We start from the raw sequence: 23,883 nt of genomic DNA, 5'->3' as shown, positions 1-23,883 counted from the left end.
CGGTGGTCAGCGCGGGCGGATCAGGCAGCCGTCAGGCCGTGGCGAGGGGCCGGTGCGGGGCGATGATCTGGCCGTCGGGCAGCAGCTCCCTGGTGTCCTCGAACACCAGTACGGCGTTGCAGAGCAAGTTCCAGCCCTGCTCCGGGTGCGCGGCCACGACGTGCGCGGCCTCGCGGTCCGAGCTGTCGGCAGACGGGCACTTCGGCGTGTGCGTGCACAGCGAGTCCGGCAGACGGAGGGTGCTGGTGGGGATCGTCGCGGTGTCGAGCTGGTGGCTGCTTTCCATGGGGCTCTCCTGCGGGGAGGAAGGCGGTCCCGGGATTTTCCCGGGTTGGAGACGTGCTGGAAGGCCAGCTTCCCGTCGTGCGGACTGCCGTTGTGCGGCGGTGCTGCGGGACGGGCAGGGAACTGCCCGCGGCTCCCGTGGGACGGGAGCCGCGGGCGGTGTGGGGTTCAGCGGATCAGGCAGCTGTCAGGCCGTCAGGCGACTGCCGGGCGGGGCCGCCGGTTGCAGGTCCGGGCGTGCTCGCGGGCGAATTCGCGGGTCACCTGGAGCGTCCAGGCGTACTCGCCGCAACCGGTGCAGTCGCTGCTCAGCGAGCCGTCGGCGTCCCGATGGAGGTGCACGGTGGCCCCGGCCGGGGTGGGGTAGCTGTCGATCGGGACGAGGGTGGAGACGGTGGTGGCGGTCATGGTGTTCCTCTCTGCCAGGTGGTGCGGAGGTGGGTGAGGTAGGAGTCCTGGAGCCGGGCGAACTCCTCGAAGAGCGGGGTCCCGGCCGGACAGTGACGCCCGGCGGTGCAGTCCGTGCAGCCCTTGCGGTGGGTGCGCCAGATGTCGCTGGCGGCCATGTAGCGGGTATGGAGGTCAGCGGCCACAGGCAGCTCTCTGTGCAGGGGAGGGGTGGGTGTCGGCTGCGGGGTACCCGGCGTCCCACGCCCTCGCGGCGGCCGTGGCGGCCGCCGCGAGCAGGGCGAGGGTGATCGGGTGGCGCAGGCCGGACACGGTGATGGCCCGGACCGCGTACTGCTGGGCGATCCGGGCCGCTCGTATCGGATGAGGCACGACGCGTCGGCTACTTCTGACCGGTGCCGGAACAGCCCTGGCAGGTCTGCATCTCGACACCCTGGTAGGGAGTGCCGTCCGCGCCGACGTGGTTGACGGTGACCATCTGCTGGCCACTCCCGCCGCAGGAGGTGCAGCTCACCGGGCCGCCCCCGTCCGGGCAGTGGCCGCGGACGCCGGGGCGGGCGCGAAGCCGGGCGGGCAGTTGCTGGGGTCGCAGTTCCACCGGGAGCACACCGGGCAGGCGTCGGCGTCGTTCATCGACGGCCAGTGCAGGACGAGCACGGGCTGGCGCACGTACCCGGGGGCCATCTCGGCGAGCGTGCGGCGTGCGCGGCGGTCGGCGGACCGGGCACGGTCGTCGCCGTCGGCCACCAGCTGGTGCACGACCTGGTGGAAACGGTCGTCCTCACGGCCAGTGCCGCCGGTGGCCCCGGCTCGCGGCGCCACAAGGGCGACAACGCCGGTGCACCGGCACGTCTCGAAGCTGCCGTGGCAGGTCGGGCACGTGCCGGTCAGCGCGTCGGAAAGCGCGGCCCGGTACGCGGGCCGAACCTGAGTGGATGTCATCCTGTGCATGCGTAGATCCCCTTCGCTGGAGGGTGAGCTGCGAAGACGGCCCCCGGGGTGCATCCCGGGGGTTCGTCGTTTTCCGGGGCCGGTTGGGCTCCGGAGCTGCTGTACGAGCCAGCCACGGCCGCCGCCACACCGATCAACTCGGTGTGGCGGCGGCCGTGGTCGTTCGTCTCGGAGCGGGCCGACTGCGCTAAGCGGCCCACTGAAGACTGGCGACCTCCAGCGGTCGGTCGGCGCACATCGCGGCCAGATCCGGGGTCGTCATCCCACGGGCCTGTGCCCCAGCCCAGACGAGACGCGGTGAGACCGCACCGCACAGTGTCTGCAGGGGGCCCGCGCAGAAGCTGGCCATCAGCGCAGGGTCGGCGGCGTGTGCTACCCCGGCCTGTTTGCTGGCTTTCAGAGCCTCTTCATAGGTCATCAGTGTCTCCAGGCGATCGGTTCGATTTGCCGCATTGGACTGCTGTACGAGCAGCCACGGCCGGTCACCCCGTTTCGTCGGGGTGACCGGCCGTGGTCGTTCGTCGTCGGGGATTCGGGGTCAGAACGAGGTGTGCGTCCAGGCCGGGAAGCGGTCTGCGCATCGTCCGCAGTGGGGTCGGCGGGTGATCTGGCACCATCCGGCAGCGACCGCGTCGACGAGGCTGGCCTCGGTAGCGCCGCAGTGCTCGCACTTGAGCTGGCCCTTTTCCGGCTGCTCGGCAGCCGGGCGGGGGACCATGCGGTCCAGGGGGACTTCGGGGCCCTCGGTATGGCGCACGCCCTCCGGAACGGCACGACGCAACTGGTCGGCGTTCTGCACTGCCGGGAGTACGGCAGCCCACCCGGCCTCGCGCTTCGGGGCGGCCTTGGCGTACTCGCGGTCGAACCGGCGGCGCTCCTGGGCGAAGAACTCGCGGACGGCCTGTCGCTTGGGCTCCTGGCGGAACAGCCGGAGGAAGGTGACGGCCAGGCGCTCACCGTCGGGGCAGGGCAGTGTCTGCCCTGTCCGGTCCGTGGCCTCGCCCTTGCAGGCCAGGCACTGCTTCTGGTGCTGACGGAACGTCCTGCGGACCTGCTCCGCGCTGAGCGGGACGGGCTTGAGCTGGCTCGCGGCAGCGACGCCGCTTGTCTTGGGCTTGGGCAGTACCTTCGTCGGCCGGCGGGAGGCGACCGTCGCGGACACCTCGGTCCGCTCGGTCAGTTCCGCCCGCCAGGCGTCGATCGCGGTGTCGAGGGTGATCCGGCGGTTGCTGCTGGAGCAGCGGCGGGGGGTGGTGGTGGTGCGGTCGTGGTACGGGGTGGTGTGGTGGGGGACCAGCACCGGTGTGCTGAGGATTCCGGTGATCGGCGTCCAGTTGCTGCAGGTCGGGCAGATGACGTGTTCCTTGCCCGGCGTCAGGTTGATCTCGTCGGCCTTGAGCTGAGAGGCGACGATCGCCGGGAGCGGGCTGACGTTCTTCGTCCGGGTCTTCCGGCGGCGCTTGCGGGCCTTGGGCTCCGCAGTGGTCGTGGCCATGAGGGACTCCTCCGGTAGAGGGGAGAGGGGGCTGCGTCGCGGGTGAACTCTCCGACCGGCAGGCCTCCGACCGAGGTCGGCGTCCTGGCTGATCGGACAGCGCATCAGCGCTGCGACGTGCGGTAGGAGGCATCCGGCCTAGTGGCCGGCCCAGGGGATTTGGTGGAGCTATCAACCCTGGTCCTCCCCTTCGGGGAGGCGCTTCCTGCGGTGATGCAAGTCGTGACTACTCCCTGCGCTCAGCTACTCGCCCTGCGCCGGGAACACCTTGATTAGAGCCCTCTCCCAGGGGGTTCGTCAACCTGTCTAGCTAAGTAGCTTCTCGACATCGCCATGACCTGCACTTTTACTCAGACACATAGGCGTTTCGTCGGGCCCCCAACCGATCCATGTCGCGCCCGGCTTTCGGGAAACAACTAGACATGCAATGCTGTGCGGACCGGCAGCGAGAGACGCTCGCTGTATTGGGATCGGAAGGGCAGGGGATGGTGACGAAGAGAGAGCCCGGAAAGGTCGAGCGGATCGCCGCTGACATCCGGGACAAGATCGAGCGGCGCATACTCGCGCCGGGGTCCCGCCTGCCCGGCGTCCCGCAACTCCAGAAGCAGCACGACATCGCCTACCAGACCGCCCGAGAGGTTTACGGGCTCCTGGAGGACGAAGGTCTCGTGTTCTCTCGGCGCGGCAAGGGAACGTTCGTGTCCCTGGTGATCGGGAAGATGATGTCCGACCGCACCAGGCGGTACCTGCCCGCGCTGCGTGAGGCCGGCGGCGCGGTCGGTGCCTTCGAAGCCGAGATGAGGGCCATGGGCCTCGAGCCCAAGGACGCCATCGTCACGATCGGGCGGGACGTCCCGCCGAAGAAGGTCGCTGACATCTTCGAGATGCACCACCGGGCGAAGACTTTGAAGCGCGAGCGCATCATGCCGGTCGGCATTCCTGGTGACGCCGGGGCATTGGAAGTCGTCCAGGTGGCGACGTCTTGGTTCCCGCCGGATGTCGTGGACGCCTGCCCCGTGCTTGCCGAGTACGAGACCGGCACCGGCGGCAGCAAGTCCCGCATGGCAGAAGTCGGCTTCCGGCAGGTACGTCTGCGCGAGGAGATCGAAGTCAGGTCTCCCTCGAAGGAGGAGGCCATAGCGCTCGGCATCCCTGCTGAACAGGCAGTCCTGGAAATCACCCACAAGGGACTGACTGCCGAGGGTCGGATCGTGGAGATCTGCCTCCATGTACTGCCCCGCTCGAAATGGAAGCTCGCGTACGAGTGGGTCATCGACTCACCGGAAACCGGCTGAGTAGCAAGAACTCCCGTGCTGACGTCGCAAGCGCCAGAACGGATCGAGCATCGACTACCACACCAGCAAGGAGCATTCAGCACATGGCTAGCAACCGAATCGACGACGACGGCGTGATCCTGCGCGACGCGCGGACCCGGTACACCACCGGCCAGCGCGAAGAGAACGGCGCCCGCGGAGCGTTCGACGCTGAGCTGCGCCGGTCCGGCCGCAGCCCCCGCACGGAGGTGACGGTCAGCCGTGCCGCCGCGCCGGCGGATGTCGCGGAGCTCCTGGGCGTCGACGGCGACGTCGTCGTGCGGGCTCGCGAGATGTTCGACGGTGAGCGCGTCATCCAGCTCGTCACCACGTACATCCCGGCCGACGTTGCGGAATCCGCAGGCATCGAACAGGAGGACACCGGTGTCGGGGGCATCATCAGCCGGATGAAGGAAGCCGGGTACGACCAGGGCGACACCGCTACCGAGGACGTTGAGCTCCGCAAGGCGACCCTGGAAGAGGCCACCCGCCTCGGGCTGCCCGAGGGCACTGAGGTCCTGACCATCAACCACATCGGCGCGACGGCTGATGGCCGCGTAGTCGAGGTCACCCAGCACATCCTGGGGAAGGGTTGGAAGCTGCGCTACGCCGCTCCGCTCGCCTGACACACCTCCGAGAGCGGCGTCCCGGTCTCGCCGGGGCGCCGCCGCCGGCCCTTCTGGACTTCTGGAAACGGACCCCCCGAATGAACGAGCAGCGCCTCACCGCCCCCGAGCTGGTGGAAGAACTCCGCAGCTCCCTGGATACCGACACGGGGTGGATTCCCGCGCTCGCGGGCGTCGAAGGGCCGAATGGCCTTCCCGAGGGCACTGGTCTCACCGAGGTAGCGGGAGCGCTGCGAGACTTCGCCGCCGCGGACATCCCGGCCTCCGTCGCTCGCCAGTTGGAGCGCGCCGCCGAATCGGCAGCGTCGGCCCTCGCGGAAGACGGCAGCAGCACGTACGGGTACCTCGGGACGGCATACGCGTACGTGTTCCAGGCCCAACGTTCTGCCTCGGACATCGCGCCGTAGCACGCAGGGAAGATCCGCTGACTCCGATCCCCATGGCCGCAGCAAAGGAGGAGCCGTGAAGCACCATCTGCTGCACTCGATGCTTCTCCGATTCGCCGACGCCGGATGGACTCGGCATACGCCGTTCGCCTCCCCCTGGGACATGGATCGACTCTTGTGAACGGCACACACCGTGCGCCCCTTGAGACGCTGCGCAAAGTGACGACCGCCGGTGACATCTGGAATGTCACCGCCACTTGTCACCTCCGCGCGATCAAGGGGCCGTGCCATGCTCGGCCGCAGAAGGGCCGGCCTCCGCTCCGCGGGCACCACTCCGACGGACCACAGGCTGCGCCGCTGGACCGTACGGGGAAGGGGAACGGCGATGGATGATCGTCCTGACTGGGCACGCCGGATGGTCGAAGAGCGTGCTGCGCGCGACTGGTCGCAGGCCGACGCGGTGGATCGGCTGATGGTCCGACTCCCCGAGGACCATGAGGTCAGCAAGCAGGACATGTTGCGTCAGTGGAAGAGGTGGGAGCGCGGTGACGCACAGCCGACGAAGTACCAGTCGGCCATCACTGCCGTCTTCAACACGACGACTGGTGCCTTCTTCCCTGAGCGGGGCCGTCGTGACGGGCGAGCCGAGATTTTGCAGGTCAGCGGCATGGACATCGTGGACATCATCGCTCGGCTGCGCGCTTCCGACGTCGATGTGGCCACCCTGGACGCTCTGCGGATCACTGCGGACCGGTTGTGCTGCGAGTACGCGTACATGCCCGCCGACCAGCTGCTCCTTGATGGAAAAGCCTGGTTGGCGCGGGTCGTGGGCCTCCAGCACCAGCGCGTGAGTCTGGCGCAGCACCGCGACATCATCGCGCTCGCCGCGCGTGGCGGGACGGTTCACGAACAAGCGTCCCGTCAGGCGGGAGCAACAGGGTTACGAGTCGGCGAGCGCTGGAGCTGCCGCTCGAAATCTGTTCCGATTCAGGGGCACCAAGGGGTTCTACCTGCGCGTTCTCACGTCAGGAGCAGGACTGTCACCAGCGGAGGGAGGGAGGGAGGGAGGGGAGTCAGATGGGGGCGATCGGCGTCTCGCGCAGCAACACGCTCGTTCTCGTTACCGAAGATCGTCGGGATCATGTATCTTTTTGGCAATCATTCCCTACGGTGGAGGTCCCGATGTCTGATCCGCTGAGGCGAATTGACGCCCTGGTGGAGGAGGACAACACCCTCCCCGCGCTCCAGGTCCGGCGGCAGCTCCGGCTCGCCGCCGGCCTCACGCAGTCCGAAGTCGCTGAGGCCATCGGCGTCAAGCGCCTTGCGATCGCTCGCTGGGAGGCCGGGGCCACCCAGCCTCACCGCGGGAACCGTCGCGCGTACGCGCACCTTCTTCGGAAGCTGGCAGAGAAGTATCCGGACGCCGCCATCGAGGGAGCGTCCGATGAGGGATGACTTCGCGGTGCCGCCCGTTTTCGGGTTCGCCGACTCCGCCTTCGGTATCGAGGGGGTCGGGATGACCTAGGTCATCGGCCGCGCGCGCCAAAAGAGTGGACTGGTAATCCACTCCGGCCTCGCGCGGCCCGTCAGCGCCGACCACGCATGAATCAGGTCGGCTGCCTGGTCCCGGTTGGCGCCGGTTCCAGGCTCCAGCTCACTGAGCTGGTTCTTCAGTAGCAGTACCGCATTCCAGCAGTACCCCGCCTTGGTAAGCGGGTCGTTCCACTCGGCTGTCAACCGAGCGCTCCACCCGGTCCGTGAGGACCGAGCTTCACCGCAGTCGCCCCACTGGTAGGGGGCGTCCGCACGTTCCACCGGCCCTTGGTAAGGCCAACGGAACTCCGCACGACCGGCCCAAAAGCCGTCCGCACTACCCGTCCGAGTCGCCACAGGAGGAAGAAAGTCCCGCCTCTGGTTCGTCGTCCGGTGCCCGCTCCTCACGGAGGGGGCACCCACACATCCACACGAACGGATGGGCCCAGCCCCGCTAGGGGCTCGGTCGGTCCACGCATATGGAAGTTGGTCTCTTCATAGTGCCCGATCTGGTGTCCCTCTGTCAGCTTGGCTCTGCCCGATTCACCCCGGTTCAGGTCCGGCGATCGTCCCGTGTGACGGGATTCGCGCCCGACTTCTCCCCTTCCAAGCGATTCGTGCAGGAAGAGGGTCTTCCGGTAGAAAGCTACAACTGCGGCGTTTTCGGAATGGGATCGCGAAGCGCCGCCACGGTGTCCGCCGCCCCGTCGAACGGCTCTCGCCGGTCCGATCCCATTGTCCACAGGCCCGCCGCCGATCTCCGGACTCTGTCCACAGGGGAAATCCCCCAGGCTGCCGGGATGATCGTTCGCCCCTGCCTGCCTGCGTCCGCGCACCGCCGTGTCGTGGCGGTGGGCCGGTGAGCGCCGTGGCGGCGTCGGGCGCCGTGCTGGACAACCCTTTGTGGGACGACGTCGACAACTCGGTCGATGAGGCTTCGTTCGGGCGTCCGCGGGCCCGGCTTCGGCCGGTGCAGCGTGGTGCGCGCACGCGCTTCGGGCCTCTTCCCGCCCAGGCCGGGCCCGCACCGAAGCGCAAGGCCGGGCACCCGCTTGCCCTGCGCAGGGGCACCTGTGCGCGGCTGAAGGGTGCGGTCCGTGCGCTGCTGGACACCGATGGTCTGACTGGTATGCCGGATCCGGTACGTCTGGCTGTGGTGGTGCTGGCGTCGCGGACACCGTCGGAGTCGGGTGAGGTCGAGATCCGGACGGCGGAGCTGGGCCGGTGGATCGGTCTGTCCAAGTCCCGTACGGCTACGGCGGTCGTCCCGGCTCTGCAAAAGTGCGGTCTGGTCACGGTGGAGACGGCGGAAGGGGAGTTCAACCAGCACGACGGGCTGCTGTGCCGGGTGCAGCCCATGTGGGCGGCCCAGGATGTGGTGGGGCACCCGCTGAACCTGGCGAAGAAGGAGCTCGCAACGTTCCTGGCGCTGATGGAGGCCGTGATGGCCCCGGGCTGGGCGCACAGGGACGGCTCGGTCACTCCGGCCGGGCTGCTCGGTTGCCGTACGGGCCGGGGCGCGGCGACGGACCGGTTGGCGCTGCTGTTGCTGGTGCTGGAGGCGCGGGAGAACGGGTGGGTGCGGCAGCGCGGCGGCAGCGTGGATACCCGGCGCGGCCGCCCGGTGGCGACCCTGGCCCGGCTGCTGGGCTGCACCGTGTCAGCTGCAGAACAGGTGCTGGAGCGACTGGAGGACATGCAGCTGGTGCTGCGGCCCCGGATGAAGACGGTGTCCAAGCTGAACCAGCGCAGTCGGCTGGTGGTGCCGGCCGTCGCCGCCGCGCACGGCCGCAGGACCGCCGCCCACGTCCAGGAGGAGCGTGTGGAGGCTCCGGATCCCGATTTTTCAGACCCCGACGATGCGGCAGGGCCTAGTGAAGCCCCGGAGACCGGGGAAACAGTGCAGGTCAGCGACGCGGAGGAGGTCGGGAGGGCTGAATTCGCAGAGCCCGACGTTACGGCAACCCTTCACACTGATCACCCCTACCTGGTTACTCCCGTCGTTCCTCCGCAGCTTGATTGTGGCTTTTCCGGCGAAGGCCGTGGGGCTGAAGGCCGTCGGCCGGAGCGCGTGTGCGTGCGCGAGGACCAGGCCGCCGAGGGCGAGACCGGTGCTGCCTGGTCGGCGTCGCCGGTAGCTGAGGGCGGCCCGCTTCGCGGGGAAAAGCCGAAGGATTCCCCGGTCGATGAGCGGGTGGAGAAGCGCCCTGCCGGGGCTAGTGTCAGTGGCCGACCGAAGGCCGCGGGGTGGGAAAAGGCGCAGCAGCAGAAGCGGGTGGCCCTTCCGGATGATCTTCGTCTGCGGGTAGCCCTGGGGCCGGTCTCGTGGCTGTGGGAGCGGCTGAGCAGCTGGCAGCAGGACCGGGTGGAGGAGGTTGCGAAGACAGAGCTGGCCTGTTTGGAGGGCCTGCTGGCGGTGCCGGGTGGTGCGCCGCGGCTGCTGGCTGACCGGCTCACCAACCGCCTGGAGGAGACCGGCTGCGAGGCCCTAATCAACAAGCCGTTCGGATGGCTGATCGGCCGGGGTCTGGTGCGGCGGCCGTCGTGCTCGGACCGGCGCTGCGACGACGGGATCCGCCTGGACACCGGTGGCGGGTGCGAGAACTGCGGCAACGTGGTGCACATCCGGCGGGCCCGGCGGGCGAAGACCGCGGCGCAGATCGAGCGGGAGCTGCCCCACCTGGGCGACGACGAGCGCCGGCGCGTCCTCGAGGAGCGGCTGCGTGAGCAGGCGGCCATCGAGGCGGAGGACCAGGTGCGGCGTCGCGAGCAGGCCCGTGCGGAGAAGTCCCGGCGCGAAGAGTCCCGGACGGCTGACCAGGAGCGGGCGGAGCGCGAGCGCGCGGCCGCGGCTGCCGCTGACGCGGTCCGTCAGGCGCTGGCGTGCGAGGACTGCGGGCAACAGCAGGCCTGTGGGCTGTGCGAGGGATGCGGCTACCGGCGCCGGACCGAGGCCCTGATCCTGGAGGCCGGGATGGTCGCGGCCACATGGTCGGCCGACCTCGCCGACCCGGGCGACATCGACGCCGTCGCCGCCGATGTCCGGGCCTCGCTGACAGCTGATACCGAGCGCGCCCGGCGGGCGTTCCTGGACTCGGCACTGCCCGGAGAGCTGGACGCCGACCCGATTGGCGCGGCGGCCGTGCTCGCTTTCGGCGCGCTCCGGGCAGTGGAGGCGGCGCTGCCGGAATTCCGCAGCAGAGCGCTGGGGCGGCTGGGCCGGACCGAGGAAGCTGACGCGGAAGCCCGGCGGGCCTACAAGACCGAGCAGGGGCGGCGCTGGTTCCGGCACAACCCGAACGGTGCGGACGCCGTCGCCGCTGCGATGAAGGCCGCCGACACCGCCCGGGAGCGCACTGCCGAGTACCTGCTCGCGACCAGGCTGAAGCAGCTGCGCGAGGCCGCTGCCCGGACCGAGCAGGCCGTAACCGCGCCGTGGACGGACCGGCTGCCCGAGCTCGCCGCCCGCCAGCTGGCCAGCGACACGGCGGTGATCGCATGACCACCGAGACGGAGCCGAGCGGCGTCGACCTCGCGCGCCAGGCCCTGCTCGCTGCCCGGGAAGCGGCGAAGAAGAACGGCGCCCAGACGAAGAAGCCGAAGCGGCGTCCCGGCACCGTCGTACGGCGTGATGGCCGCGAGCCGCTCGGGCTGGGGAGCGCGATCAGCCGGATGATGACGGAGGACGTGTGACTCATACGGCGAGCAGCGGTCAGTTTCTACGGGCGCCAAACGGTTAACTCCAGCCATCTCCATTTATAACGGCCCCCGCTGCTGGTGGTGGCCGCTATTGTCCGCAGCTTCTGGATCCGGGGGAAAGGGCGGAATGTGTTCCGGTTGCAGGCGTTGCAGCGGTTCTGGGCAGTGACGATGTGGGACTTCTTTGAGCCAGACAGCGCAAGGGTCTATCGCAGGGCTGTGTCGGATGCCCTGGCCGAGCCCGCTACGGCGCAGCTCTTGGGCAAACGCCCGGGCGTGGACCGCGAAAGTGTCCAGGCCGCCCTCCGTGAGATCCACTACGTTCGCTTTGCCACCAGCCAGTGTGCGCCGGGCCCGCGGGCTATGTTCGAGACAGCGTCCGCAGACCTTGAGGAGATTGCTGGCAAGCACCGCCAAGTGGCGGCCGAGTCCGAGTGGAACTGGCTGGCGGTCTGCCTGTCGATCGCAGCGGCCATTGTCAGCGCCTTCATCTTCGGCGGCGTGTTCTCGGCCCTGGGCCTCCTGGCCGCCACCGTAGCCGCCATCACCATCCTCTACTTTCGGGGCACCGCGGTCTGGTTCAACCTCCGCCACAGCTTCCTCGCCGCTGGTTACGGCGTCGCCTGGCTGGCCCAGCGTGTGGAACTGGGAACCCTCGCTGTCCGGTGGGGTGAGGCTCTGCGCGACGACGCGGCCCGCCTCCTGGTGCAGCCCCTCGTCCGCCACATGCTCGGCCCCGACCCCGACTCCCTGTTCATGCCGGACGGCCACGACGGCCTGCGCACCCCCCGGGCCCGCGGCTACCTCGTCGACACCGAGTCATCCGGCCATCTCAAACGCAAGCTTTCTCACCTGGAGGACGGCACTATCGCGGTATGCGGCCCGCGTGGCGCCGGCAAGACCACGCTCCTGGAACAACAGGTTGTGACCGCTGGCTTCGGTGTTCTGGCCCAGGCACCCGCCACGTACACCCCTCACGAGTTCCTGCTCACTCTGTCGGTCCGCCTGTGCCGCACCTACATGGCCAAGCATCGGGCCGAGATTCCCGAGTTCACCCGGCTCTCCCCCTTCGGCCGCTTCCTCAAGCGAATGCGGAAGCGAGCCGGACGCCTTGGCCGCTGGGGGGCCTACGCACTGCCCGCCACAGCACTGTTGATCCTCTCGTTCTCCAGCCCGGTCCGCGCCCTCTACACCCGCTACGCCGAAACCCTCGCTCAGTTCGCCGTCCGGCAGGCTCACAGAGCCGCGGACCTGGCCCTCGGCATCTGGCACGGCCAGGCCGTCGCGGCCAGCGTCATCGCCGTCTTCGTGGCCTTTGGCCTGTGGAATGCCCGGAATACCTCCTGGATTCCACGCTTTCTGCGCCTCGTCACGACAAAAGGCTGCCTGTTCCTCGGGGCACTCCTGATCGTCGGAACGTTCTTGAGCGTCCTCGTCGACTACGGCGACATCTCTGTCCATTTTTCTCTGAGGCCCCTGAACCTGACCACGGACCCGGTCCCGCAGCCGCTGGACAAGCAACTCCCCTGGGAGGCGCTGATCCGCGCCGGCCTGGTGCTATCGGTGTGGGTCCTCTTCGCCAGGGCCCGCGACTCCGGCATCGAGTTCCCACTCGGCAGCCGTCACATCCACCTGCGGAGGATCTTCACCCCGCTGACCACCCTGGCTGGCGCATGCACGCTGCTCTACCTCGCCCAGGACCCCGACACCTACCGCCTCGTCGCCGACGAGGCAAACCCCCTCCGGCTCGCTGCCTTCACCGCCGGGACCCTCCTGAGGCGCGTCGACGACTGGGAACCCCGGCCCCGCGAACCCGAGCTCGTCTCGCGCTGCCGCGACTACCTCTACCGCCTCCAGACCATCCAGTCCTCAGGCAACACCCTGACCACAGGGATCTCCCAGTTCCTGAGCCTCGGCACCACCCACAACACCTCCCTGTCCACCGTCCCCCCGAACTTCCCCGAACTCGTCGAAGATTTCCGCGCCCTCCTGCGTCTCATCGCCCACGAATACGCTGAACAGGGCAAAACCGTAATCATCGCCATCGACGAGCTCGACCGCCTCGGCTCCGACACCAACGCACTCGCCTTCCTCAGCGAGATCAAAGCCATCCTCGGCATCCCCCACGTCCACTACCTGCTCTCCGTCGCCGAGGACGTCGGAGCCGCCTTCGTCCGCCGCGGCCTCCCCCACCGCGACGTCACCGACAGCTCCCTCGACGACATCATCCACGTCCAGCCCAGCACTCTCGCCGAATCCCGCACCGTCCTCGCCGAACGCTCCGCCCTCACCACTCCCTACACCCTCCTCGCCCACGCCTTCTCCGGCGGCATCCTGCGCGACTTGCTCCGCTACGCCCTCCAGATCCGCGAAATGCAGGAGAGATCCCGCTCCCACGAACTCGCCGAGATCTCCCGCCACCTCATCCTCGAAGAGCTCTCCGAAACCCTCGCCGGCTTCCGCACGCTCCTGAGTAAACGTCAGTGGACCCCCGACACCGAAGGCACCCTCAGCACCTTCCGCATCCTCGGCGGCCACCTCCGCAATCCCTGCCCCTGCAATATCCACCCCCTCGCCCACGGACTCGAGCAACTCGCCTACCACCCCCTCACCGGTCACCACCCAGTCCCGAACACCTCCGACACCCTCAGCGAAGACACACACCAGCTCATCGCCGAAGCCTCCGCCTACGCCTACTTCTCCCTCACCCTCCTCGACATCTTCAGCACCACCGGCTTCGACGAACGCCTCAAACAAGCCCAGACCCAAGGCTTCCCCGGAGAACCCGAGCGCCTTGCCGAAGCCCGCCAGGAACTCGGTATCTCCCCCTACAGCGCCCGCACCCTCATCACCGACATCCGAAAAGCCTGGTCACTGCCCCTCAGCCCGGATCCCAGCGGACCCATCCCCCCGCAACGCACCGCGAGCTGCGCAATCCACCCCGCCACCTGACCGACCCTATGATCCTTTGGCGAAGCTTCCTCTTGATCGTGGGCACCTGGGGAGACTGGGAGATGAGGTTCCAGAGGAAGTAGTGCCACGTGGGGGCGCGGCGGCCAGTGATTCCGGGGGCCCCAGAATCCGTGTAGCTCAGGAGCAGTGGGTCAGTGCTCCTGGGTCGTCCCTTGTGGGCCTTGCCGACGTGGCGTCCGAGGAAGAGGGCCGTGTACTAGGGCCTGTATTGGGTTGTCACGCGGAAGGAGGAGCGGGGCTGGATGCGTGCGATCGCAAGGCGCCGGAGCGCCCTGGTAGCTCCGCTACCAGGGCGTTTCGGCAACGCTGTGAGCGGGCGAGCCCAGCCCCGTGACGCCGCGGGACAACCCAATACAGGCCCTAGATCTCATGCTCGGTGATGGTGGCGTAGTCGATGCGCCGGCTCCGATGACCAGGTCCGTGTCCAGCGCCGTCGTCAGGCGGGCGTGACCGGGACCGCCGGCCTGCGCCGGGCCCGCCCCGAGAAAGCGGCAGCCCGCCACCCGCACCGCAGTCGTTGGAGCGGACCGCGTGACGTATGAAGCAGGGTCAGGATGTCTGTGTCTGCGCGGGTGCGCCGTCCAGGGAGTCGAGGAGCTCGCCGAAGGTGAGCTTGGTGTCGTCGTGCTCGAAGGTCATGGCGGTGGCGAGCGCCTCCCACCGGCCGGTGGTGCGCCCGCAGTGTTCCAGCAGGGCCGTCAGCGCGATCTCGGGTCCGTGGCGGGTGAGAACTTCGCCGGCGGGGATCTGGCGCAGATGTTCCAGGGTGTGGTGGCGGGAGCTGAGGAGGGCTCGGTAGACCTCGGAGCGGGAGAGGATCTCACCGGTGGCGGGGGAGTCGAGCCAGGACTGCAGGACGGCTGCCGGGTCGGGGTGCTGGTCGAGGTCGTCGTCACTCAGCAGCCGCAGCACACCGTCGTCCTCGCCCTCGGGGCAGGGACGGCCGCTGCCGTCTCCAGGAACCAGTCGGGGCCGTCGACCTTCTCGGCGATCCAGGCCAGCTCGGCGGGGTGCAGCACGGTGAGGACATCGGTCACGGCGGCGTGCGGAGTGTGCGGGTTCGCGGCGAGAGCGGCCAGAGTCTGGGCCCGGCGGTGTTCGGAGTGGCGTTCCAGGAGCCGGGCCAGCCGATCGTAGTCGGCGCGCAGTGTGTTGTCGACGATGCGGATCAGGGTCCGGCTCGGTGCGGGAGAGACCACGGCCGGCGGATCCAGAGCGGCGAGCTGAGCGCAGGCGCCCGCAAGGTGGTCAGGGTTGGTGCTGAGCAGGGCCAGATCCTCGGCGAGCCGACGGACACGTCCGTCGAACTCGTAGTCGTTGGCCCGCTTCTCGGGCAGGCTGAGCAACTGGCCGCGGACCACGGCCGCGTCGGCGGCCACGTGCAGCTGCTCGGCGGCGAGGCCGGCCAGGCGCGGGTTGTTGTCGACGCGGCAAGCGATGTGGTGCAGGGTCCTGCGGGCGGTCACCTGCGGGTTGGGCAGGTCGGCCAGCTCGGGCAAGCACAACGCGGGCAAGCAGGCCCGCAGCAGGTCCTCACTGAGAGCGGAGGCCAGCTCTTCGGCGGGGAGTGTTTCGCCGGAGTCTTCCTCGCCGGGCGGGTAGCCGGCGGCGTAGGTTCGGGCGTCTTCCCGGGCCTGGGTCTCGGCCTGGTCCAGGAGCAGGTGCTGGACGGCCGCCCCCAGCGTGGGATGCGCGACCAGCTCCGCCCACCGCTCGGGACACCGGGCGAGCATCGCCCAGGCGCTGCGACCTCCCAGTTCCAACGACCAGTCATTCGCGTACCCGGACATGGCCTCCCAGCCCTCTTCGGGTTCCGGGTGGAGCAAGTACGCCGCCAGCGGGGTGAGGGACGCCTCGAGCACGGCGTCGAACAAAGGCTGCGGCACCGGCGGGGGCGGCGCGGCTCCTTCCTTGCGGGTGTACCGGTCAAGGTCCCAGTCCCCCACGACCCGCTCCACCTCGTGGTCGGCGAGGCGTGGCAGGAGCGCGACCGCCGCCTCAACCTGCCCGGGGCGCCGGGCCAGGGCGGAGACCAGCCCGGCCCACAGGCGACGGTGGCGCAGGATGGCCGGCACGTCGGTGCAGAGATGGCGTCAAGCGTGGACCGAGGGCGGTCCACGATCCCTGCGATCGCAGGGGCCTGCATCGCTGCCGCGACTGAGCGAGAAGCAGTTCGCTCAGCTGGAGTCGGAGCTGGCCAAGGGGCCGGCCGCGCACGGCTGGGAGGACCAGCGCTGGACTCTGAGCCGTGTGAAGACGGTGATCGGACGGCGCTTCCACCTCACTTACACGATCCAGGGCGTACGCAAGTTGTTGGTGCGTAACGGCTGGTCCTGCCAGGTTCCGGCCCGTCGTGCCATGGAGCGCGATGACGACGCGGTGGCCGGGTGGGTCAAGGAGGTGTGGCCCCGCGCGGAAGACTAGCGGCGGCTCGTGGAGCCTGGCTGGTCTTCGAGGACGAAGCCGGCTTCTCCATGACGCCGTCGCATGCCAAGACCTGGTCCCAGCGCGGCCGGACCCCGGTGGTGCGGGTCCGCGGCCGCTCTCGCAGACGTATATCGATCGCCGCGCTGACCTGCTACAAACCCGGCCACCGATCCCGGCTGATCTACCGGCCGCGACGGGACGACGGCCGGCGCGACGGGCGCAAGAGCTTCTCCTGGCGCGACTACCGGGACCTTCTGATCGCAGCCCACCAACAGCTCGGCGGCCCGATCGTCCTCATCTGGGACAACCTCAACGTGCACAAAGCCGCAGGTCTACGGGAGTTCGCCGCCTCCCGGGACTGGCTGAACATCCTCTACCTGCCGGCTTACGCACCCGACCTCAACCCAGTCGAAGGCATCTGGTCCCTGCTACGTCGCGGCTGGCTCTCCAACGTCGCCTTCTCCACGCCAGAGCACCTCATCCGCACCCTCCGGAGCGGCGTACGGCACATCCAGTACCGCAGCAACCTCATCGACGGCTGCCTCACCGAGACCGGCCTGACCATCAAATCCGCATGACGACACCACGAGTTAAACCTCAGTAGTCCGGGAAAGCGCCGGCCCCGATCAACGCTGCTCATCTCCAGCGCCGCCGTGAGGCCGCCACCACCGAGGCAGCCGCCGCGGAACGTGCCGCCCGGCAGGCCGGAACCGCCGCCTTGGTTCCCAACGCGCCCCTTCCGCTGCGCACCACCGCTTGACCAGCCCCCAGCAGTTGCGTGCGTTCGCGGTCATCACGTTCGCGGAGCAGATGGGCATCGCGCTGACCGAGGAGGAGCTGGCGGGGCATCTGCGGCACCACTCGGGCAGATACCGGCCGGAACTCGGGACCGCTCGCGCTTATACACCGAAGGAAAGGAAGAAGGAATTCCGCATACTCGGTGGAGGGTCTGCATCGATAGAAAGCGATCCTGAAGCCTGGCGAAGGGTGGCGAATAGCAACGTGGGTTCATGTCGCCGGACTGGTTCGGTAAGACTGTCCGATGACAAGCCTCACACCCTCCCCGGGACGTCGATACACAATCGCACCCAGGGAAGGTGTCAACGGGGCCGGTTGCTGCGGGCCTTTAAGCGAAGGTTCACGATAGGCGAACCGAACGGCACGCCCAAGGCCCCGACTCACCCGACCAGTAAGGAGAACGACGCACAGGACCCGGTGTCCTTCAGCGCGTCTGACCTGCAAGATCTCTCTTCTTCACGAGGCCGGCGCTCAGTTCCTCGGCGCGGCGCTCTTCGCCGGGGCCGGTGCGGCGCTCGCGGCCTGGCGCCGCCGCCGCACGTCGCGTCATCAGAACATTGACCAGAGCGGCGAATAAGCCGCACCCTGATTTACCCCGGAGTAATTGACATGAGTAATTCAATGGATGATCCAGTTTTTGTCAACCGTCAGACGACAAAAAGCGTCAGCCAACGGACGACAAAGTGCGTCCGGCCTGAAGCCGAAAGCAACAGGCGCTACGCGTGGCAGCACTTGGCCACACCTCAGAAACCGACAGGATGGATGGGTGAGATGGCCAACGTCACGGGCCTTCTGCCTTCCACCGGGGAACTCAGCGAGATCGCGGAAAAGCTCGACAGAATCGCGAGGCTGATCGAGCTCGATGCCACAGAGGAACTGAGCGAGACCGACCTCTTAGCCGGGGTTCTCGTTCTCCGTTGCCTGCGCGACAAGCTCCAGGAGGACGAGAGGCGGGTCATCTCGGCAGCCAGGAGAAGGAAGATCACCTGGAGCCGCCTGGCCGTAGCCATGGAACTCGGCAGCCGCCAGGCCGCCGAACGCCGCTACCTCCAACTGCGCACCGACCTGGACGAACTCGCGGGACGGCGGTTGACCCAGCAGAACCGTATCGAATTCGCCCGCGACCAGCGGGGGCGGCGAGCGGAACGCGCCTGGGCGACGGACCACGCCATCGAGATCCGCGCCCTCGCGCTGCGGCTTCTGCAACTTCCCGACCTTCAGGGACGGGCCGACCGATCCCTCAGCGTCCAGAAGTCCCACGTCTTCGAGGTCAGGAGCGCTGAGCATGCCGGCCAGCCTCTGCCTGACGGGCCCGTCCCTGCGGTATGGCCAGTCCGTCTTCGCGAAGCGTTCGAGGCCGATGCCGCCCTACAGGCTGCATCGAAGGAAAACGATGTCCCGCTTCCGGCGGCCCGGCTGAAGGCAACCGTTGTCGCGGACGCCATTCACCAACTTTCCGGGCTCCTGGCGACCGCTGCCAACCCTGCCAACATCGAACTCCGCGACCAGGAAGATCTGGGCCACGCCATTGCGGAGCTCTACACCAAGGAGGGTGCCCCCGCCCTCCCGTAGTGGTCTCCGGGGCACAGACCTGCCAGACCGCCACCGTCACTGAGACCGGACAGGGGAGCGTGGAAGTCGGATCGGCCCAGTCACTGCCTTCACGACCGAAGCGGTGGTTACCCGTCGGCAGGAGCGGCTCCAGACGTCGCCACAAACAAGGCACCGAGCTCACCGGCAGCACCCTGCTCCACGCCCGGATGACGCTACCGCGCACCCGGTGAACCGGTGAACACCGATGGGGGCGGTCCCGCACCGGGGCCGCCCCCATCGGCATGTTCCGCCGCGCGTCTCCCGAAATCGAGTCCGTACGGTATTCGTACGGTCAAAGTACGTGAATCTTACGGTTCATGGGGTAGAGTGTGGGTCAGGAGGTGTTCCATGTCCGAGATGTTCGATGCGGTCGACGCGCTGGTCGCGTCCCGCTCTGCCCTGCCGTCGGCGGAGGAGCGTAAGCGGCTGCGGGTCGCACACGGCCTGACGCTGGACGACGTCGCCGGCGCTCTCCAGGTGCGCCGGGCCACGGTGTCCGCCTGGGAGTCGACCAAGAAGCCGACCGAGCCGCGCGGCCCGGAACGCGAGGCGTACGCGCGACTGCTCAAGCAGCTCGCGGAGCTCTACCCGGCCCCGGTGCCCGCCACGTTCACCGGCACCCCGGCCCCGGCGGAAACCCGTCCGCTGTCCACAGGTCCGGCGTCTGAGGCTGCGGTCATGACTACAACCGAGAACACCCAGACCACTGCCCATGCTCCCGTCGCCGCTGCTCCGGCCGCCGCGCTCCGCCCGGCGAGCACCACCAGGCCGACGTCGCGTCGGCCGGGTGCGAAGAAGGCGGCCCCGGCCGCGACTCCGGCGGGCGAGATGGACCAGCGGTTCGAGAACGGGCCGCTGGCAGTCGTCGATGTCGAGGACGGGAAGGTGCTGGCGTACTGCGTCGGCGGCCTGGTCCTGGACGTGCCCGCCAAGTCCCTGCCGTCCCTGGTGGACTGGACCCTGAAGGAGGCGAAGCTGGGTCAGCCGAAGCTGTCCGGCCCGGGAAGGCCGGCCGACCCGCTGCTCGTACTCACCGAAGCCGCCCTGGAGCGCTACGGCCTGCCCCTCTCGTTCACGGAGAAGGAGAAGGACGCCGGGCGGATCCCGGAGGGCCACAAGGTCGTCAAGCAGCTGATCCGCGCGGACTGGAAGTTGACGAAGCGCGGGTTCGGGCCGTGGGCGAGGATCTACCGTCCGGCCAAGGGCTCGGACCGCCAGTGCGTGCAGCTGTGCATCCCGTCGTGGAACGCACTGGACCCCCGGTTCTGGGGCGACGCCGCTCACCTTCCGCCGGCGGAGCTCGCCCGCGTCCTGGGTGCCTACGCGTCGCGGGTGATGACGCCGCGCGGCTCCACCGCCGTCACCAGCCTGGAGCTGATGACCGCCCTGCACCCGCCGACCCACGCCGTACGCGATGAGGAGACCGGCGTCCTGCGGCAGGCCGACGAGAAGACGCCCGGATCGCTGGGCACGGACCCGGTGGACTGCGCGCCGTGCGAGGCCCCGGACGGGCACCCGGTGCTCAACAAGCTGGAGCTGCCGCGCTTCCACGTGCGCGGCCCGGCGGAGAAGCTGTTCGAGGAGGCATACGACTGGGCGCGGCCGATGACCGATGACGAGTGCACCCTGCGCCATCTGGTCGGCCTGGACGTGAACATGGCCTTCGCCGCCGGCGCGAACGGCCTGAACGTCGGCCTCGGTGAACCGACGCACGCCAAGAACCCGGTGTTCGACCCGAAGCTGCCCGGCTCGTGGCTGGTCGACCTGTCCCACGTCGACCTGTCCCGCGTGAAGGCCGGCAAGGAGTGGGTGGAACTGGACGGCAGTCTGTTGCCCTCCCCGTTCACGCCGAAGGGCGACCGCCCGACGGGCCCGGCCTGGTACGCGACGCCCACCGTCGCCTACGCCCAGGAGCTCGGCTACGACGTGACACCGACCGAGGCGTGGGTGCGGTACGAGAACGGCCGCTACCTGGACGGCTGGTACCAGCGGCTGCGTGACGCCTACCTCGCAACAATGGCCGACTTCGGCGTCGACGCCGACCTGTCGCCGCAGGACTTCCTCACCGCGATGGACGGCTACAAGGAGCGCGACCCGGAGCTGACGATCGTCATCACGGCGATCAAGGCGACGGTCAAGGGCGGCATCGGCAAGCTGCGCGAGCGCCCGCGCGGGGAGGGCTGGCGGCCGGGCGAGCGGTGGCGGGCCCTGGAGCGCCCGACATGGCGCCCCGACATCCGGGCGGCGGTCATCTCCCGCACCCGGATCAACCTCCACCGCAAGATCGTCAAGCACGCGGCGTTCACCGGGCAGTACCCGATCGCGATCCTGTCCGACTGCGTCGTCTACGCGGCCAACGGACCGAGCCCGCTGGACTTCCTGCCCTACCGAGAGGGCAAGCCGCTGCCCGGTGGGTTCAAGCTCGGCATCAACCCCGGCCTGGTCAAGCACGAAGGTACCCAGACCGTCCTGTGGGGCGAGGAAGTCCGCGAGCGGTTCAACGCCCCGGAGCTCAACCTCGCCCGGTCCATCAAGGACGGCACCGTCAGCACCGCCGACAACGGAGAGTAGGAGAAGGCCACGATGAGCCTGATCGGGGACGGCCTGGAGAAGGCGGTGCAGAAGGCGTTCACCCGCCCGGCACCGAAGAGCGCCGGTGCGCAGATGCGGTACCTGGTCAAGCAGTTGGGCGGCACCAAGGCGGTCGCCCAGATGCTGCGAGTATCCCAGCGCACCGTCGAGCGGTACGTGAAGAACCAGATCAAGAAGCCCCGCCCCGACCTCGCCGCGCGCATAGAGCGCGAGGTGAAGAACCGGTGGCAGCCGCAGATCCGGGCCAAGGCCAAGGCGAAGGCCGCGTCCACGGGCGGCATCGTCATCGATACTCGGGCTCGCATGGGCTACACCGCGCCGATCGGATCGACGGACCAGGACCGCATCCGGCACCTGACCATCGCCCTGCCCCCGATCTACGCCGCCCGCCTCTTCGACGCCCAGGAGCAGGGTGCCAGCGACGCCCGTCTCCAGGAGATCGCGGCCGAAGCGCTCAAGGAGGTCTACTTCCAGGACGGCGGCCGCCGCGCCGGTTCCCTGGACGAGGTCCGGTTTACGGACATCGAGCACCTGGAGTTCGACCTGTAGGGCTGCCCCGAACAGTAGGCTGGCCCGGACCAATTGGTCCGGGCCAGCTCTTGTGACTGAGCGCTTCAGTTGGCGAGTGAGTGTGTGAGTTGGCGAGTGGAGCGTGCTGCATCGACGGTTCGGGCGAGCTGGGTGGCGTAGGCGTCGAGCAGCGGCTTCATCTGTCGGTAGAAGGGCACCTTGTTCTGCCGGAGCCAGTGTCCGATGGCGAACCGGTCCAGTCTCCATGGCGCGTCGAGCTCGGGGTCGTTTCGGGCTTCCGTCGGCTTGGGTGCGAACTGGGTCTCGCCTTGGGTGACTTGCGTCCAGAGGTAGGCGGTGACGGCGAGGCGTGCTCGGTCGTCGGAGATGTAGCGGGGGCTGGGTCGGCGTTCCAGTTGGTTGGCGATCTGGCGCCATGCCTGTGGTGGCAGTGCCCAGTCGGCGAGGAGAGTGCGGCGGTGCTGGTAGTCGATCAGCGGTGACGAGGCGAGTTCTGCGGCGATCGCGTCCAGGGCTCGTTCGTATGCTTCCGGGGTGCCCTGGCGGCGGGGCCATCTGGTGATGGGCCCGCCCAGGCCGTGTCCGGCGAGTCGGATTCCGAGGAATTCAGCGGCCTCGGGGACGGTCCTTCCGAGGGCTCGCCGGGCAAGGAAAGCGGAGGTGGTGCGCCGTAGGACGGACATGCTGCAGGCCTCGGTGAAGGCGCCGAGGTGGGCCTCGGCCCATTCCAGGGGAGGAACGCCGGAACGTGCTGGGGCCGTAGTCGAGGCCGCGGTGGGGCAGCCGGCTTCCGCCCCTGCCGTGTCTGCGGTGGGTGGAGACAAGGTATTCCGCGGCGTTCCGGAACCTCTCGGAGCACTCGTCCTGGTAGCGGCGGTAGGTGCTGTCCCAGCTGCGGTGACGCTTCGGTTCGATGCCGCTGCGGGTGCGGTTTTCGACCGGCGTGAGGGGAGCCAGTGCGGTTCGCAGGTCAGCGGCCGCCAAGATGGCGTCGGCGGCGAGGAGGATGCTTGCGCAAGCGCGGGCATCCTGGGGCGGTGCACTGGCGTGGAGCGAGTGCGAAGGGTCCTGGCGGCCCGCCAGCACCAGGTCGGTGCGGTGGGTGTCGACGCCCGGTGTGGATGGGCGGGCCTTCGGCCAGGTGATCATGACGAGCCCGCTGACCATCTGGAGGTCGGTGAAGTACTCGCTGGCCGTGACCGCCGGAGTGTCCGGGCTGAGCATGGCGGTGATCTGCATCTGCAGTTCGGCGAGTTCGCTGGGCAAGGGCCCACCCGGTTCGGGCTGTGGCCGGTCCAGGCGGGCTCCGCAGAGTTGGGCTGCCCGTCGTGCTGGGGACGATCCGTGGGCGAGGGGCGCTCTGCACTGGGCCGGGTGCAGACCGGCGATGGTCGGCCGGGGAATCAGCACTCCGGGTCGGCCGGAGATGGATTGCCGGCAGTCAGGGCAGGCATGTTCGAGGAAGCGCTGGTGGTGTGAGCACGCGAAGACGACGGGCAGTCTCCAGTCGGTCTTCCATGGGCCGCCGTGGTCCGTCTGCAGGGAGGTTCCGTCCCCGGCGAGGCAGTCGGGGCAGTAGCGGGCGGCTGCGGGGAAGAGCCAGTCCAGTGCGGGGATGCGTTTGCCGGTGCGGGCGACGTTGAGGCTGTGGACGATGGGCGGGTAGCGGGGTGCGAGCGGAAGAAGGGTCAAAGCGGCGGCTTCGGCTTCGGTGAGCCTGGTGGCCGTCCGGAAGTCGTTCATCCGCTGGGCCGGCAGCTCGAGGGAGAGGGCGGTGCGGGTGACGGCCTGGGTGTTGGCCTGGATGTCGACCAGGCCGGTGCGGCGCAGGACGGTGTCCGGGGCGATGTCGAGGCGGTGGGCGAGCCGCATCACGTAGCTGGCCAGAAGTTCTCCGGCCAGCGGGTCCAGGCTCCGGGGCAGAGGCGTGATCACCGGGCGCCTTCCTGAGCTGTGCCGAGGGGGCCGCGGTCGTCGAAGACGGTGTTGCGGCCGCGGCGGGAGCGCTGGCGGGGGGCGGGCTTTTCGGGGACGTTGGGGACTTCGCCGGCGCCGGCGTCGCGTCGGTCGCTGTCGCGCAGGTCGATGGCGATGTGCTCCAGGATTTCTTCGTCCAGGCGTTCGCGGCCGGAGTCGATGGCCTCGCGGCAGCCGTCTTCGATGAGCCGTTCCAGGAGCCCGACGACACCGTTGGTGCGGTGGTAGAGGTACTCGGGCATCGTGCCTTCGGTGAGCATGCCGGGGCCCGCGTCCAGGAGCCGCAGACCGCTCTG

23 protein-coding genes and 1 pseudogene are annotated in these 23,883 nt (G+C 68.9%); 12 read left to right on the top strand and 12 right to left on the bottom strand.

Going from position 1 to position 23,883, the window contains the following annotated elements:
- Positions 1 to 31: 31 nt before the first annotated feature.
- From ACZ6S6_RS33300 to ACZ6S6_RS33270, 7 genes are all read right to left on the bottom strand, one after another.
- Entirely contained in the window at positions 32 to 220 is a 189-nt protein-coding gene (locus tag ACZ6S6_RS33300) for a DUF5999 family protein (protein WP_469708773.1), read from the bottom strand.
- A 260-nt stretch (positions 221 to 480) separates the two neighbouring features.
- The gene (locus ACZ6S6_RS33295; protein ID WP_469708651.1) at positions 481 to 693 is read right to left on the bottom strand and encodes a hypothetical protein; all 213 of its coding nucleotides are present in this window, start codon (positions 691 to 693) and stop codon (positions 481 to 483) included.
- Positions 690 to 851, bottom strand: a complete 162-nt coding sequence (locus tag ACZ6S6_RS33290) for a hypothetical protein (protein ID WP_469708649.1) — start codon at positions 849 to 851, stop codon at positions 690 to 692. The genes ACZ6S6_RS33295 and ACZ6S6_RS33290 overlap by 4 nt, the downstream gene beginning before the upstream one ends.
- A gap of 16 nt (positions 852 to 867) precedes the next feature.
- Positions 868 to 1,065, bottom strand: a complete 198-nt coding sequence (locus tag ACZ6S6_RS33285; RefSeq protein WP_469708648.1) for a hypothetical protein — start codon at positions 1,063 to 1,065, stop codon at positions 868 to 870.
- 10 nt (positions 1,066 to 1,075) lie between these two features.
- The gene (locus ACZ6S6_RS33280) at positions 1,076 to 1,207 is read right to left on the bottom strand and encodes a hypothetical protein (protein WP_467650313.1); all 132 of its coding nucleotides are present in this window, start codon (positions 1,205 to 1,207) and stop codon (positions 1,076 to 1,078) included.
- Positions 1,204 to 1,635 carry a hypothetical protein gene (locus tag ACZ6S6_RS33275; RefSeq protein ID WP_469708646.1) on the bottom strand — a complete coding sequence of 144 codons (432 nt, stop codon included), beginning with the start codon at positions 1,633 to 1,635 and terminating at the stop codon, positions 1,204 to 1,206. Before ACZ6S6_RS33275 ends, ACZ6S6_RS33280 begins: the two co-directional genes overlap by 4 nt.
- 547 nt (positions 1,636 to 2,182) lie before the next feature.
- Positions 2,183 to 3,139, bottom strand: a complete 957-nt coding sequence (locus ACZ6S6_RS33270) for a hypothetical protein (protein WP_469708644.1) — start codon at positions 3,137 to 3,139, stop codon at positions 2,183 to 2,185.
- Between the two features lie 464 nt (positions 3,140 to 3,603).
- Here ACZ6S6_RS33270 and ACZ6S6_RS33265 point away from each other — a divergent pair, with 464 nt between their 5' ends.
- The 8 genes from ACZ6S6_RS33265 to ACZ6S6_RS33230 all read left to right on the top strand — a co-directional run bounded on the left by ACZ6S6_RS33265 (position 3,604) and on the right by ACZ6S6_RS33230 (position 13,648).
- Positions 3,604 to 4,434, top strand: a complete 831-nt coding sequence (locus tag ACZ6S6_RS33265; RefSeq protein ID WP_469708642.1) for a GntR family transcriptional regulator — start codon at positions 3,604 to 3,606, stop codon at positions 4,432 to 4,434.
- Between the two features lie 83 nt (positions 4,435 to 4,517).
- The gene (locus tag ACZ6S6_RS33260) at positions 4,518 to 5,078 is read left to right on the top strand and encodes a UTRA domain-containing protein (protein WP_469708640.1); all 561 of its coding nucleotides are present in this window, start codon (positions 4,518 to 4,520) and stop codon (positions 5,076 to 5,078) included.
- 80 nt (positions 5,079 to 5,158) lie between these two features.
- Entirely contained in the window at positions 5,159 to 5,485 is a 327-nt protein-coding gene (locus ACZ6S6_RS33255; protein WP_469708639.1) for a hypothetical protein, read from the top strand.
- Between the two features lie 364 nt (positions 5,486 to 5,849).
- Entirely contained in the window at positions 5,850 to 6,662 is an 813-nt protein-coding gene (locus tag ACZ6S6_RS33250; protein WP_469708637.1) for a hypothetical protein, read from the top strand.
- Positions 6,647 to 6,919 carry a helix-turn-helix transcriptional regulator gene (locus ACZ6S6_RS33245; RefSeq protein WP_469708635.1) on the top strand — a complete coding sequence of 91 codons (273 nt, stop codon included), beginning with the start codon at positions 6,647 to 6,649 and terminating at the stop codon, positions 6,917 to 6,919. Before ACZ6S6_RS33250 ends, ACZ6S6_RS33245 begins: the two co-directional genes overlap by 16 nt.
- Positions 6,920 to 7,856: 937 nt before the next feature.
- Positions 7,857 to 10,499, top strand: coding sequence for a hypothetical protein (locus ACZ6S6_RS33240; RefSeq protein WP_469708633.1), 2,643 nt, complete (start codon positions 7,857 to 7,859; stop codon positions 10,497 to 10,499).
- Positions 10,496 to 10,690 carry a hypothetical protein gene (locus tag ACZ6S6_RS33235; RefSeq protein WP_469708631.1) on the top strand — a complete coding sequence of 65 codons (195 nt, stop codon included), beginning with the start codon at positions 10,496 to 10,498 and terminating at the stop codon, positions 10,688 to 10,690. Before ACZ6S6_RS33240 ends, ACZ6S6_RS33235 begins: the two co-directional genes overlap by 4 nt.
- A gap of 87 nt (positions 10,691 to 10,777) precedes the next feature.
- A complete protein-coding gene (locus tag ACZ6S6_RS33230) occupies positions 10,778 to 13,648 on the top strand; it encodes a P-loop NTPase fold protein (protein ID WP_469708629.1) in 2,871 nt (956 codons plus the stop codon).
- A gap of 570 nt (positions 13,649 to 14,218) precedes the next feature.
- On the opposite strand, the gene ACZ6S6_RS33225 is transcribed toward ACZ6S6_RS33230, so the two are convergent.
- Positions 14,219 to 14,581: a hypothetical protein gene (locus ACZ6S6_RS33225; RefSeq protein WP_469708627.1), complete on the bottom strand. Its 363-nt coding sequence runs from the start codon at positions 14,579 to 14,581 to the stop codon at positions 14,219 to 14,221.
- The gene (locus tag ACZ6S6_RS33220) at positions 14,566 to 15,744 is read right to left on the bottom strand and encodes a hypothetical protein (protein WP_469708776.1); all 1,179 of its coding nucleotides are present in this window, start codon (positions 15,742 to 15,744) and stop codon (positions 14,566 to 14,568) included. Before ACZ6S6_RS33220 ends, ACZ6S6_RS33225 begins: the two co-directional genes overlap by 16 nt.
- Between ACZ6S6_RS33220 and ACZ6S6_RS33215 the strand changes: the two are divergent.
- The 4 genes and pseudogenes from ACZ6S6_RS33215 to tpg form a co-directional block, all read left to right on the top strand.
- Positions 15,731 to 16,674: pseudogene (locus ACZ6S6_RS33215) on the top strand (IS630 family transposase); the annotation flags it as partial. The gene ACZ6S6_RS33220 and the pseudogene ACZ6S6_RS33215 overlap by 14 nt on opposite strands.
- Positions 16,675 to 17,665: 991 nt before the next feature.
- The gene (locus ACZ6S6_RS33210) at positions 17,666 to 18,466 is read left to right on the top strand and encodes a hypothetical protein (protein WP_469708625.1); all 801 of its coding nucleotides are present in this window, start codon (positions 17,666 to 17,668) and stop codon (positions 18,464 to 18,466) included.
- 369 nt (positions 18,467 to 18,835) lie between these two features.
- A complete protein-coding gene (tap, locus tag ACZ6S6_RS33205) occupies positions 18,836 to 21,058 on the top strand; it encodes a telomere-associated protein Tap (protein ID WP_469708623.1) in 2,223 nt (740 codons plus the stop codon).
- Positions 21,059 to 21,070: 12 nt separating this feature from the next.
- Entirely contained in the window at positions 21,071 to 21,628 is a 558-nt protein-coding gene (tpg, locus tag ACZ6S6_RS33200; RefSeq protein ID WP_469708621.1) for a telomere-protecting terminal protein Tpg, read from the top strand.
- 65 nt (positions 21,629 to 21,693) lie between these two features.
- Here tpg and ACZ6S6_RS33195 read toward each other — a convergent pair whose 3' ends face one another.
- From ACZ6S6_RS33195 to ACZ6S6_RS33185, 3 genes are read right to left on the bottom strand one after another with little or no spacing between them, the layout of a single operon-like run.
- A complete protein-coding gene (locus ACZ6S6_RS33195; protein ID WP_469708619.1) occupies positions 21,694 to 22,293 on the bottom strand; it encodes a hypothetical protein in 600 nt (199 codons plus the stop codon).
- Complete coding sequence (locus ACZ6S6_RS33190; RefSeq protein WP_469708617.1) at positions 22,217 to 23,545, bottom strand: TniQ family protein; 1,329 nt, start codon at positions 23,543 to 23,545, stop codon at positions 22,217 to 22,219. The genes ACZ6S6_RS33195 and ACZ6S6_RS33190 overlap by 77 nt, the downstream gene beginning before the upstream one ends.
- Entirely contained in the window at positions 23,542 to 23,847 is a 306-nt protein-coding gene (locus ACZ6S6_RS33185; protein WP_469708615.1) for a hypothetical protein, read from the bottom strand. The genes ACZ6S6_RS33190 and ACZ6S6_RS33185 overlap by 4 nt, the downstream gene beginning before the upstream one ends.
- Positions 23,848 to 23,883: the final 36 nt, after the last annotated feature.

The organism is Streptomyces sp. NPDC048671, assembly GCF_055587045.1.
This window is presented reverse-complemented; position numbering and strand designations above follow the sequence as displayed.

Bases quoted from the DNA above. Each gene is read 5' to 3' on its own strand.
- ACZ6S6_RS33195 (WP_469708619.1), bottom strand. From the start codon at position 22,293: ATGTCCGTCCTACGGCGCACCACCTCCGCTTTCCTTGCCCGGCGAGCC.
- ACZ6S6_RS33275 (WP_469708646.1), bottom strand. From the start codon at position 1,635: ATGACATCCACTCAGGTTCGGCCCGCGTACCGGGCCGCGCTTTCCGAC.
- ACZ6S6_RS33260 (WP_469708640.1), top strand. From the start codon at position 4,518: ATGGCTAGCAACCGAATCGACGACGACGGCGTGATCCTGCGCGACGCG.
- ACZ6S6_RS33210 (WP_469708625.1), top strand. From the start codon at position 17,666: ATGGCCAACGTCACGGGCCTTCTGCCTTCCACCGGGGAACTCAGCGAG.
- ACZ6S6_RS33235 (WP_469708631.1), top strand. From the start codon at position 10,496: ATGACCACCGAGACGGAGCCGAGCGGCGTCGACCTCGCGCGCCAGGCC.
- ACZ6S6_RS33270 (WP_469708644.1), bottom strand. From the start codon at position 3,139: ATGGCCACGACCACTGCGGAGCCCAAGGCCCGCAAGCGCCGCCGGAAG.
- ACZ6S6_RS33290 (WP_469708649.1), bottom strand. From the start codon at position 851: ATGGCCGCCAGCGACATCTGGCGCACCCACCGCAAGGGCTGCACGGAC.
- ACZ6S6_RS33250 (WP_469708637.1), top strand. From the start codon at position 5,850: ATGGATGATCGTCCTGACTGGGCACGCCGGATGGTCGAAGAGCGTGCT.
- ACZ6S6_RS33295 (WP_469708651.1), bottom strand. From the start codon at position 693: ATGACCGCCACCACCGTCTCCACCCTCGTCCCGATCGACAGCTACCCC.
- tap (WP_469708623.1), top strand. From the start codon at position 18,836: ATGTCCGAGATGTTCGATGCGGTCGACGCGCTGGTCGCGTCCCGCTCT.
- ACZ6S6_RS33245 (WP_469708635.1), top strand. From the start codon at position 6,647: ATGTCTGATCCGCTGAGGCGAATTGACGCCCTGGTGGAGGAGGACAAC.
- ACZ6S6_RS33185 (WP_469708615.1), bottom strand. From the start codon at position 23,847: ATGCTCACCGAAGGCACGATGCCCGAGTACCTCTACCACCGCACCAAC.
- tpg (WP_469708621.1), top strand. From the start codon at position 21,071: ATGAGCCTGATCGGGGACGGCCTGGAGAAGGCGGTGCAGAAGGCGTTC.
- ACZ6S6_RS33255 (WP_469708639.1), top strand. From the start codon at position 5,159: ATGAACGAGCAGCGCCTCACCGCCCCCGAGCTGGTGGAAGAACTCCGC.